Source organism: Cellulomonas sp. A375-1 (genome assembly GCF_001040865.1).
Lineage (GTDB): Bacteria > Actinomycetota > Actinomycetes > Actinomycetales > Cellulomonadaceae > Cellulomonas > Cellulomonas gelida.
Genome location: NZ_LFKW01000011.1, coordinates 1 through 10610 on the forward strand (window position 1 = coordinate 1; position 10610 = coordinate 10610).

General features: G+C 73.3%; 11 protein-coding genes and 1 pseudogene. 7 read left to right on the plus strand and 5 right to left on the minus strand.

All coding sequences use genetic code 11. The features are described from left to right. Window positions 1-362 (minus strand): annotated as a pseudogene (locus CWIS_RS01195) (copper oxidase); the annotation flags it as partial. Further along, window positions 359-1579, minus strand: coding sequence for a hypothetical protein (locus CWIS_RS01200; RefSeq protein ID WP_048341405.1), 1221 nt, complete (start codon window positions 1577-1579; stop codon window positions 359-361). The gene CWIS_RS01200 and the pseudogene CWIS_RS01195, both read right to left, overlap by 4 nt. 87 nt (window positions 1580-1666) lie before the next feature. Here CWIS_RS01200 and CWIS_RS01205 point away from each other — a divergent pair, with 87 nt between their 5' ends. After that, window positions 1667-2434: a metalloregulator ArsR/SmtB family transcription factor gene (locus CWIS_RS01205; RefSeq protein WP_048341406.1), complete on the plus strand. Its 768-nt coding sequence runs from the start codon at window positions 1667-1669 to the stop codon at window positions 2432-2434. 137 nt (window positions 2435-2571) lie between these two features. Further along, window positions 2572-2883 carry a DUF2249 domain-containing protein gene (locus tag CWIS_RS01210; protein ID WP_048341413.1) on the plus strand — a complete coding sequence of 104 codons (312 nt, stop codon included), beginning with the start codon at window positions 2572-2574 and terminating at the stop codon, window positions 2881-2883. Between the two features lie 119 nt (window positions 2884-3002). Here the strand turns inward: CWIS_RS01210 and CWIS_RS01215 are convergent, their stop codons facing one another. Further along, entirely contained in the window at window positions 3003-3455 is a 453-nt protein-coding gene (locus CWIS_RS01215; RefSeq protein WP_048341407.1) for a GyrI-like domain-containing protein, read from the minus strand. Between the two features lie 147 nt (window positions 3456-3602). On the opposite strand from CWIS_RS01215, the gene CWIS_RS01220 reads away from it, so the two are divergent. Next, entirely contained in the window at window positions 3603-3977 is a 375-nt protein-coding gene (locus CWIS_RS01220) for an RNA-binding S4 domain-containing protein (RefSeq protein WP_048341408.1), read from the plus strand. Window positions 3978-4018: 41 nt separating this feature from the next. On the opposite strand, the gene CWIS_RS01225 is transcribed toward CWIS_RS01220, so the two are convergent. Then, entirely contained in the window at window positions 4019-4909 is an 891-nt protein-coding gene (locus CWIS_RS01225) for a DUF72 domain-containing protein (protein ID WP_048341409.1), read from the minus strand. 177 nt (window positions 4910-5086) lie between these two features. Between CWIS_RS01225 and CWIS_RS01230 the strand changes: the two genes are divergently transcribed. From CWIS_RS01230 to CWIS_RS01245, 4 genes are all read left to right on the plus strand, one after another. Continuing rightward, window positions 5087-5434, plus strand: a complete 348-nt coding sequence (locus tag CWIS_RS01230) for a YciI family protein (protein ID WP_048341410.1) — start codon at window positions 5087-5089, stop codon at window positions 5432-5434. A 52-nt stretch (window positions 5435-5486) separates the two neighbouring features. Further along, window positions 5487-5717: a hypothetical protein gene (locus tag CWIS_RS01235; protein ID WP_048341411.1), complete on the plus strand. Its 231-nt coding sequence runs from the start codon at window positions 5487-5489 to the stop codon at window positions 5715-5717. Between the two features lie 187 nt (window positions 5718-5904). Then, window positions 5905-8718 carry a sodium-translocating pyrophosphatase gene (locus tag CWIS_RS01240; protein ID WP_255352731.1) on the plus strand — a complete coding sequence of 938 codons (2814 nt, stop codon included), beginning with the start codon at window positions 5905-5907 and terminating at the stop codon, window positions 8716-8718. After that, on the plus strand, window positions 8715-9770 hold the full coding sequence (locus CWIS_RS01245) for a glycosyltransferase family 1 protein (RefSeq protein ID WP_048341412.1): 1056 nt from the start codon (window positions 8715-8717) through the stop codon (window positions 9768-9770). The genes CWIS_RS01240 and CWIS_RS01245 overlap by 4 nt, the downstream gene beginning before the upstream one ends. 10 nt (window positions 9771-9780) lie before the next feature. Here CWIS_RS01245 and CWIS_RS18555 read toward each other — a convergent pair. Further along, window positions 9781-10610 (minus strand): SGNH hydrolase domain-containing protein (locus CWIS_RS18555; protein WP_304413432.1); only part of this gene is annotated, 830 nt, incomplete at its 5' end.

Genomic DNA, 10610 nt, shown 5'->3' on the forward strand with positions numbered 1-10610 from the left:
TGCCGCGCCAGGACGACTGCCTGCGCGAGCCCGGCACCGGCGACCAGCACCGAGCCGGGCACGACGAGCGCGAAGCTCGGCAGCGCGAGCCCCGCGACGACGAGCAGCGCGCCGACCGTGTGCGCCGCGAGGCGCGCCGTGAGCCCGCGACGCCCACCGGGGACCGGCGTGCGCAGCAGGGTGTCGGCGAAGTGCTGGCTCCACAGCAGGATCGCGGTGGTGACGGCGCCGAGCAGCAGCAGGTGCACCATGAGCCACTGCGCCGCGGGCACCCACCGGTGCGCGACGGTGAGGAGCGCGGCCGCGGCGAGCCATGCCAGGACGAGCGCGTTGGCGCGCAGGTGCCAGGTCGCGCGGGTCATGCCACGACCTCCAGCTGCGCCCCGGCCACGTCGACGGTGTCGGCCACGTCCCCGGTCCGCTTCACGCCGTCCCCGACCGGAGCAGCCTGCGGGCGGGCGGGCCGCGCGGGCGCGCCCCGCAGGACGCTCGTCGCGGCGACGACCACGAACGCGAGGACGGCGACGACGTTGCCGACGCCGCCGGCCTGCACCGCCCACGGCACGTCGCGTGCGTCGCCCACGAGCAGGCGCAGCACGAGCGTCGCGTGCAGCAGCGCCAGCGGGCCGTACATCACCGGGCGGTAGGGCAGCGGCCGGCGCAGCACCGCGGGCAGGATGACCGGCGCGTGCGCCATGACCATCGACATCACGAACCCGAGGAAGACCGCGTGCAGCACGGCGTCGTACCGCACGCCGCTGGACACCGGCCCACCGACCAGCCAGATCGCGCCCGCCACTGCGAGCCACGCGAACGCGCCGAGCATCGCGACCGCCATGAAGCGCGGCAGCCCGTGCCCGCGCACGGTGCGTCGCGCGACGTCGAACCGCACGAGGAGCGCGACGGTCCCGACGAGCGCCGCACCGAGCACCGCCGTGCCCACCCCCGGCCACAGCAGCGCGAGCGCGGCGCCACCGACGACCGCGAGCGACGCGACGAGCAGACCGCGCTCGGCCAGTGCGGGCAGCGGGACGATGCGCATGAGCTCGAGCCGCTCCCCCACGATCGTCAGGACGAGGAACGCGACCAGCCACGGCGCGAGCGCCGGCACCGGCACTCCCGCGGCCCACAGCGTCGCGCCGCCGAGCGCGCCGAGCGCGCCCAGGCCCTGGATCGCGATCGCCGGATCGGCGCGGCGACCCCAGGCCGCGCCGTACAGCGCGACGAGCACCGCGGAGCCAGCCACGAGACACGCGCGACCCGCGGCTAGCGGCGCGGGCGAGATCAGCAGCAGCCCGCCGACGCCGAGCAGCAACGGCGCCGCCCAGGCCCACGGGCGCGCGCGCTCGGCGCTCGTCGCGGGCGCGAGCGCCACGGCGCGTTCGAGGGCGACGAGCGTCCCGACGAAGCCGAGGACCATGAGCGGCCCGTGCACGTCCGGGAGACGGTCGAGCTCGACGGGTGCGGGCAGGCCGAGCAGCGTCAGCGCGGCGTCGAGGCCCGCGAGCAGTGCGACCCCGGCCGGCAGCAGGAGCGCGAGACGCGCTCCCGGGCCGACGCGTCGTGACGTCTTTTCCACGTCGTCACCGTATTTAACCCGTCCTCGACGCCGCGCGGGACCGAGGTCCCTCCTTCCGCCCCGGTCACCTGGCCCGATACTGACCCCATGCCCGCCACCCGTCGCAGCCCCGCGGAGCGCACGCTCGCCGCCGCGAGCCGCGTCGACCTGCTGCACATCCTGCAGCGAGGGGGTTCGCACACGGTCGGCGCCCTGGCCCGCGCGACGGGCCTGCACGAGAACACCACGCGCGAGCACCTCGCCCGACTCGTCCACGACGGCTACGCGGTGCGCGCCCCCGAGGAGCGCACCGTGCGCGGCCGGCCGCGCATGCTCTACCGCGCCGCGTCGGCCGACGACGCGCGCCACGACCCCATCGCGATGGGACGGCTCGAGGAGTCGATCGCGCACGTCGCGCTCACGAAGGTGCTCATCAGCGGGTTCGGCCGAGACCTGGGACCGACCCGCGAGGCGGCCCGGTCCGCCGGACGCGCGCTCACGGCCCCGGGCGGCGCACTCGAGCCGCCGCTGGACGGCGACCGGCCGGCGGACGACGACCGCTCGCCGGCGGCCGAGCAACGCCAGCTCGACGCGCTCGAGGGACACCTCGACCGGCTCGGCTTCGACCCCGAGCGGGACGACGAGACGCTGCGCGTCGACCTGTGGCGCTGCCCCTTCCTCGAGCTCGCGCGCGAACGGCCCGACGTCGTGTGCAGCGTGCACCTGGGACTCGCGTCCGGCGTGCTCGAGGCCGCGGGCGGCCCGCTCGCGGCGGACCGCCTGCGCCCGTTCGTCGGGCGTGAGCACTGCGTGCTCGAGCTGCGCCGCGACCGACCGGACCTCGTGGACGTCGATCTGAGCGAGGCAAGGCCCTAGGTCCCATTTCCACGGCGGATCCCGTGGAAATGTCGCACCATCGAGCGCATGCTCGCCTCGTGCCGACGTTCACGCCACGCGGCGCACGCTCGACCCGAACGACCCACCCGCCGCTCAGCCACGCCACGGAGGCCAGCATGACCACGCAGCACGTCGACATCCTGGGCAGCGCCCCGCAGGAGCCCGAGGCCACGGGGCACAGCTGCGGCTGCGGCGGCCACGACGAGGCCGACCCTGTCCTCGACGTCCGGGCGATCCCCCACGCGATCCGGCACGCGACCGTGTTCGGCGCGTTCGAGGCGATCGCCCCGGGCCAGGCCCTCGTGATCGTCGCGCCGCACCTGCCGCGGCCGCTGCTCGCGCAGCTCGCCGAGCGCGCGCCGATCGACACCGAGGTCCTCGTCGACGGACCGGACGCCTGGACCGTCCGCATCACGCGCCGCGCCTGAGCGACGCCCCCGCACCACGCGACCCCTCCGGCCTACCGCGTCGACGGCCGGAGGGGTCGCGTGCCCTCCCGAGGCGTCAGCGCAGTCAGCATGCGCGGCCGGTGCGGCAGCGCCGGCCGTCAGAGCAGCGGGAGCACCAGCCGGGTCACGTTCTGCGACGGGTCGCCGTCCGGGTCCGGGTCGGTCACGTACTCCTCCCAGAAGTCGCCTCGACCCTGCAGGCCGCGCTCGGCGCACCACGCGACGAGGATGCTCCACGCGTCGCCCAGCCCGTCGTACGGACCCTGGTACGTGCCGATCGCCGCGGGACCGCCGCTCATCGTCAGGAGCTCGACTCCGTCGACCGCCGCGTCCGACGGGACCGCGAACCCCGCGGCGACATCGACGTCGGCCGCGGGCATCTGCGCGTACCACCCGATCGCCGGACCCTGCGGCTCCACGCCGGCAGCGCCCAGCGCGGCCGCGACCTGTCCGTACGCGCGGTCGTAGAACGCGGCGAGCTCGTCCATCCGCACGCGCTCGCGCACGACCGCTGCCGTGGTCGTCGTCAGCTCGACCTGCTCGATCTCCATGACCCCTCCTCGTCGACGCTTCGCACCCTCTCGCACGCCGGACGCCGACGCCACCCCGCGCGCGGCCAGGCCAACGGTCCTGCTCCGGAGCCGGCGGCCGGCGGCGCCCGTGCCGGTGCGCGCGTCGTCGTGTGCCAACCTGGTGGCGTGGCAGAAGCGGTGCGGGCGCGCGTGGACGCGTGGTGCTGGGCCGTGCGCCTGTTCCCGACGCGGTCGGCCGCCGGCGCCGCCTGCCGCGCGGGCCACGTCCGCGTGAACGGTGAGCGCGCGAAGCCCGCGACGATCGTCGTGCCGGGCGACGAGGTGCACGTGCGCGGTGGTGAGCGCGAGCGGATCGTCGAGGTGCGTCGGACCGTCGTCAAGCGTGTCGGCGCGGTCGTCGCGGTCGAGTGCTACCTCGACCGCTCCCCCGCCCCGGTCCCGAAGTCGCAGGTCGCGCTCGCCGGCGCACGCGACCGCGGCACGGGCCGCCCCACCAAGCGCGACCGCCGCCAGCTCGACCGGCTCCGCGGCCGCGACTGACGAGGTCCCCCGCGCGCGGTCGGCCCACGCGCTCGGATCCGTCAGGGCGCCTCGGCGCTGCCGTCCAGCGCGCGCAGGCGGCTGATCAGCGCCTGGGCGTCGAACGGTGCCCGGACCTTGGTGTCGTTGTCGAAGTAGACGAACACGTCGCGCCCCGCGGGTGCGGGCGCGGCGGGCGGGCCGAGCCGACGCGCATCCGCCGGCTCCCCGCCGGCGGACCAGGCACGCACGCGGTCCGCCCAGCGCACGATCGCCGGCTCGTCGTACCCGCTGGTGTACAGCTCGCGGTCGCCGTGCAGGCGGACGTACACGACGTCCGACGTGACGTCCTCGAGCACGGGCCAGCGGCCCGCGGTGTCCGCGACGACGACCCCGATGCCGTGCTCGCGCGCGAGCGCGACGAACGCGGGGTCGGCGAACGACCGGTGCCGGACCTCGAGCACGTGGCGCAGCGGCCGGTCGGCGTCGGTCGTCGTCCACGCGCGGCCGTCCAGGCGTTCGTCGTGCTCGGCCGCGAGCGCCGCCGCGGCCCCGGTCGTGCGTGGCAGCAGCGCGAAGAACCCGGCGAGCCGGTCGGCGTCGAACCCGAGCGTCGGCGGGAGCTGCCACAGCAGCGGTCCGAGACGCGGACCGAGCGCGAGGACGCCCGAGGCCAGGAAGTTCGCCACCGGCGTGCGCACGTGGGCGAGCTTCTTCATGTGGGTCACGAACCGCGGACCCTTGACCGACAGGACGAACTCGTCGGGCACCTGCTCCGCCCACGCCTGATAGCTCGCGGGCCGCTGCAGCGCGTAGAACGAGCCGTTGACCTCGATGCTCGTCAGGCGCTGCGCCGCGTACGGCAGCTCGAGCCGCTGCGGCAGCCCGGGCGGGTAGAACACGCCGCGCCACGGCGCGTACCTCCAGCCCGAGATCCCGACGCGCACCGTCATGCCGCCCAGCCTGCCGTGCCCGCCGGCGCTCGGCAGGCCGTGGACCGCCCGTGCCCCACGCGACGGGTGAGGCACGGTGGCGGACGATGTGTCTGCCCGTGTCGATCTGCCGTCGCACCGCGCGTCACCCGGGTGCGAGGCACCACGGCCCGCACGCGACCAGTCCAGGAGGACACCATGAAGTACCTGATGCTCGTCTGCGAGGACCCCACCGCGGAGCCCTACCGGCGCGAGGACGACGACATCGAGACCTGGGTCGCGACGACTCACGACGTGCGCGTGGTCGGCGAGCGGCTGCGGCCGATCGCCGAGGCACGGACGGTGCGCGTGCGCGGCGGAGAGCTGTCCGTCACCGACGGGCCGTACGCCGAGGTCGGGGAGCAGATCGCCGGCTTCGACGTGCTCGAGTGCGACTCGTTCGACCAGGCGGTCGAGGTCGCCTCGCGGCACCCGATGGCGCGGTTCGGCCGGCTCGTCGTGCGTGAGGCGTGGCCGTTCGAGGACGGGACCACGCTGCTCGAGTGACGCGTGCGCCCGACGCCTCCGCCGGGACCAACGTCCCGGGTAGGCTGACGGCATGAGCGAACCCGTCCTGCAGCGTCGCGACGACGACCGCTCCGGCTCCCCGGAGCGCGCGGTCACCGTCTTCTTCGCCTTCGTGCTGTTCTTCGCCGGTCTCGCGTTGTTCGCGATCGCGTTCCAGGTCGTCGACGCGGCCAAGCCCTGGGTGTTCTTCGGCGGGATCGCCGCGATCAGCCTCGCGTTCGCGATCCCCACGACGATCGTCCCCGCGCTCGAGGACCGCTGACGCGCTCCACGACCCGGACGAACCCTCCCGCACCACCACGAGAGCCGCGGCCCACCACGGGGGCCGCGGCTCTCGTCGTCCGCTCTCACGCGCGTGCGAGCGGAACATGTGACCTTCGACTCAGTGCGGTCGCGACCTGCGCTCCTACGTTCGAGGGGAGAGCACTCACTCCGTCTCTGGGGAGATCGTGGACACCGCCGCCCGCACCAGCACCGCACCCGTCACGACACGCGCCGACGCGGGAGGGCCGGGTGGTCGCCGACGACGGCGCCCGCTGCGGGTGCTCGCCCCGGTCGCCGCGCTGCTCGCGCTCCTGAGCGGCTGCGCGCAGTCGACGTCGACGGGCGAGTCGACCGTGCACGGCGGCGAGGCGAGCCTCGCGCTGCCGGACCTCAGCCAGGTCACGGTGCTCGGCGGGATGTCCGGCCGCACGCTGCTCGGGCTGGGCCTGATCGTGTGCGTCATGGGCCTGGCGATGGGCGTCGCGACCTACCTGCAGATGCGCAAGCTCGAGGTGCACACCTCGATGCGCGAGGTCTCCGAGCTCATCTACTCGACCTGCAAGGCGTACCTGTCGCAGCAGGGCAAGTTCCTCGTGGTGCTGTGGGCGTTCATCGCCGCGGTGATCGTCGTGTACTACAAGGTGCTCGTCGGCTTCGGCTGGGGACGCGTCGCCGTGGTCATCGCCTTCAGCCTCATCGGCATGGCGGGCTCGTACTCGGTCGCGTGGTTCGGGATCCGCGTCAACACGCTGGCCAACAGCCGCGTCGCGTTCGCGAGCCTGCGCGGCAAGCCGCTCCCCCTGCACCGCATGCCGCTCAAGGCCGGCATGTCGATCGGCATGGTGCTCATCAGCCTCGAGCTGCTGATGATGCTCATCATCCTGATGTTCCTGCCGCGGGAGATCGCCGGCGCGTGCTTCATCGGCTTCGCGATCGGCGAGTCGCTCGGCGCGAGCGCGCTGCGCATCGCCGGTGGCATCTTCACCAAGATCGCAGACATCGGCTCCGACCTCATGAAGATCGTGTTCAAGATCAAGGAGGACGACGCCCGCAACCCCGGTGTGATCGCGGACTGCACGGGCGACAACGCGGGTGACTCGGTCGGTCCGTCGGCCGACGGCTTCGAGACGTACGGCGTGACGGGCGTCGCGCTCGTGACGTTCGTGCTGCTGGGCGTGCACGACCCGGCGGTGCAGGCCAGCCTGCTCGTGTGGATCTTCGTGGTCCGCGCCGTGATGATCGTCGCGTCGGCCGCGTCCTACCAGCTCAACGACCTGTGGACCGCGCGCCGGTACCGCGACGCCGACCACATGGACTTCGAGCGCCCGCTGTCGAACCTCGTGTGGCTGACCTCGGCGGCCTGCATCGTCGCGACGTTCCTGACCACCTGGTTCGTGCTCGCGGACACGGCGGCCGCCGACCAGTGGTGGCGCCTCGCGCTGATCGTGTCGTTCGGCACGCTCGCCGGCGCACTCATCCCCGAGCTCGTCAAGGCGTTCACGTCGACGTCGAGCAAGCACGTGCGTGAGGTCGTGAAGTCCTCGCGGCAGGGTGGTCCGTCGCTCAACATCCTCTCGGGCCTCGTCGCGGGCAACTTCTCCGCCTACTGGCTCGGCATCGCGATCGTCAGCCTGATGGGCGGCTCCTACCTGATCAGCGAGCAGGGCCTGGGCGACCTCATGATCGCGCCCGCGGTGTTCTCGTTCGGGCTCGTCGCGTTCGGCTTCCTCGGCATGGGTCCGGTCACGATCGCGGTCGACTCCTACGGCCCCGTGACCGACAACGCGCAGAGCGTCTACGAGCTGTCCGTGATCGAGGACATCGAGCACATCGACGACGAGCTCGAGCGCGAGTACGGGTTCGCCCCGCAGTGGGAGCGCGGCAAGCTCATGCTCGAGGAGAACGACGGCGCCGGGAACACGTTCAAGGCGACCGCCAAGCCGGTGCTCATCGGCACGGCGGTCGTGGGCGCCACGACCATGATCTTCTCGATCATCATGGGCCTGACCGGCGGCCTGACCGACGGCATCCAGAACCTGTCGCTCCTGCACCCGCCGTTCCTGCTCGGCCTCATCACGGGTGGCGCGATCATCTTCTGGTTCACCGGCGCCTCGATCCAGGCCGTCACCACGGGCGCGCACCGCGCGGTCGAGTTCATCCGCACCACCATCAAGCTCGACGGCGTCACCAAGGCAAGCGAGGCCGACTCCCGCAAGGTCGTGGAGATCTGCACGCAGTACGCGCAGCAGGGCATGCTCACGATGTTCCTGGGCGTGTTCTTCGCGACGCTCGCGTTCGCGTTCGTCGAGCCGTACTTCTTCATCGGCTACCTGATCTCGATCGCGACGTTCGGGCTCTACCAGGCGATCTTCATGGCGAACGCCGGCGGCGCGTGGGACAACGCGAAGAAGATCGTCGAGACCGACCTGCACGCCAAGGGCACGGCGCTGCACGACGCGACGATCGTCGGCGACACCGTCGGCGACCCCTACAAGGACACGTCCTCGGTCGCGCTGAACCCGGTCATCAAGTTCACGACGCTGTTCGGTCTGCTGGCCGTCGACCTCGCGGTCTCGCTGACCGACCAGGGCCGGGGCACGCTCGTCGTGTCACTCGCCGCCGTGTTCTTCGTGATCTCGGCCTACTTCGTGCACCGGTCGTTCTACGGGATGCGGATCCAGACGTCGCTCGAGGGCGACGACGAGCCGGCGCTCCTCGACGAGCCCGCACCGGACCAGCCCACGACCGACGTGCCCACCGACGACGTGCCGGCGACCGAGGTGCCCAGCCCGAGCCTGGCTGCCGACGACCTGCCGGCCGCCGAGCAGGACTCCGAGAGGGTCGCCGAGAAGGTCTCGACCTCGACGAAGGCCTCCACGAAGGCCTCCACCAAGGCCTCCACGAAGGCGCCCGCGAAGGCGTCCGGCAAGGCGTCGCCGAGGAAGGCCTCGACGGCGAAGGCCCCGAGCAAGGTCGCCGAGGAGGCGAGCACACGATGAAGATCGCCGTGCGGTACCGCGACGTGCTGATCGACCCCGACGGGCGCGTCGCGGGCCACGACGCGGGCGCGACGCTGGTGCGCCGCCTGCTGCGCGTCTTCCCCGGGTCGATCGTCATCGGTGAGGGCCCGCGCCGCTGCGAGGGGTTCGACGTCCTGCCGCTCGAGTTCGTCGACCCCACCTCGACGGTGGTCATCAACATGGACGTGGTCGACTCGACCTCGGTGTGGCGCACCCTGCGCGCCTCGTGCCCGGCGGGCATGGAGCCGCGGGTCATGAACTTCGTGTGGTGGACCACCTCGCAGTACACCCACACCGTCGACCGCGCGTCGCTCGGCCTGTCGTGCGCGCTGTTCCCGACCTTCGCCAACTCCCAGCGCACCGCGACCGAGGTCCGCGAGATCGTCGGGCACTGGACCGTGCAGCAGCTCGCGGAGCAGGCGCGCGTCGGGTGGGTCAACCTGGGCATCCGGCTCGAGCACGTCCACGCGCGCCACGAGCCGCAGCTCCCGGTGGTGCTCTACCCCGCGATCTACCTGTCGGAGCGCAAGCAGCCGCAGCTGTTCCTCGACGTGGTCGAGCGCGTGCACAAGCGCGTGCCGCTGCGGGTCGAGGCGCGCCTGGTCGAGTCGCACCTCGTGTCCGAGAAGGCCATGGGCCTCTCCCAGAACGAGTGGGCATGGGTCGGGCCGCTCACCGCGAGCCGGGACGACTACTGGGAGGCGCTGTCACGCACGACCGCGTTCCTCGCGACGGCGACCGAGGAGTCCTACGGCCTGGAGTACATCGAGGCGCTGGTCGCGGGCGCGGTCGGGGTGTTCCCCGACCGGCCGTGGGTGCGCGCGATCCTGCCCCCGGACTACCCGTTCCTGTACCGCACGCCCGACGAGGCCGAGGAGCTGCTGACGCGCGCGGTCACCGACACCGCGGCGTGCCGGCGCGAGCTCGACGAGGCCGCGGGCGGCGACTTCCAGGACTGGTTGCGCTCGCGGCACGACGACGACGCGTTCGACCACGCGATCGTCGAGCACGTGCACCGGTGGTTCGGCTGACCCGCGCGCGTCAGCGCGGGGCGACCAGCGGTACGAGCCAGTCGCGCAGCTCGGGCTCGAGGGTGCGCACGTAGCTCGCCGTCACGTGGCTCACGTCGCGCCACACCAGGACGCCGCCGACGATCGCGGGGCACGACCCGTCCGGGCACAGCAGCTCGGTGAGGTCGAGCAGCGGGACGTCGGCGGCGGTCGCGGCCGCGCGCTGCTGCGCGAGCCCGGACCGCCGCTCGGGCACGTCCGCGGGCACGGTGCAGTCCACCGCCCACGTGTCCTCGTGCAGCGCCACGCACTCGGGCACGTCGAAGCCCACCCACGGGGTGTCCCCCACGACGACCACCGGGATCCCCGCGTCGGTGAGCCGTGCCCAGGCGTCCTGCAGGCCCGCGACCGCGGCGGCGTCCCCGGCGGGGCCCGTGAGCCGGGCACCGTCGTCGCCCACCACCTCGATCTGGTTGTTGCTGGTCACCACGACGTCCGGCGGGTCCGCCAGCAGGTGCTCCACGACGGCGTCGTTCCACTGCCCGCACTGCGTGTACGGCCCGTCGACCGTGCCGAGCCACGTGCGCGCGGACGTCAGCGCGCAGCTGCCCTTGGTGTAGGTGTCCAGGCGCCAGCCCTCGTCCTGCGCGATCGCCGCGAGCGGCGGCTGCCACTGCCCGGCGTGCGAGTCGCCGACGAGCGCGACGACCGTGCTCGACGCCGCATCGCCGAAGGTGCACGCCGCGGGGTCGGTGCCGAGCGCGTTCTGGTGGCAGTCGCCCTCGTACAGCTCGGCGACGTCGAGCGTGGCGTCCGCGAGCGCGGGGACCAGCCGGTGCAGGTCCGTCGTCGGGTCCGGCC

Coding starts and splice junctions, on each gene's coding strand:
- CWIS_RS01205 (WP_048341406.1), top strand. CDS start 1,667: ATGCCCGCCACCCGTCGCAGCCCCGCGGAGCGCACGCTCGCCGCCGCG.
- CWIS_RS01210 (WP_048341413.1), top strand. CDS start 2,572: ATGACCACGCAGCACGTCGACATCCTGGGCAGCGCCCCGCAGGAGCCC.
- CWIS_RS01215 (WP_048341407.1), bottom strand. CDS start 3,455: ATGGAGATCGAGCAGGTCGAGCTGACGACGACCACGGCAGCGGTCGTG.
- CWIS_RS01225 (WP_048341409.1), bottom strand. CDS start 4,909: ATGACGGTGCGCGTCGGGATCTCGGGCTGGAGGTACGCGCCGTGGCGC.
- CWIS_RS01230 (WP_048341410.1), top strand. CDS start 5,087: ATGAAGTACCTGATGCTCGTCTGCGAGGACCCCACCGCGGAGCCCTAC.
- CWIS_RS01235 (WP_048341411.1), top strand. CDS start 5,487: ATGAGCGAACCCGTCCTGCAGCGTCGCGACGACGACCGCTCCGGCTCC.
- CWIS_RS01245 (WP_048341412.1), top strand. CDS start 8,715: ATGAAGATCGCCGTGCGGTACCGCGACGTGCTGATCGACCCCGACGGG.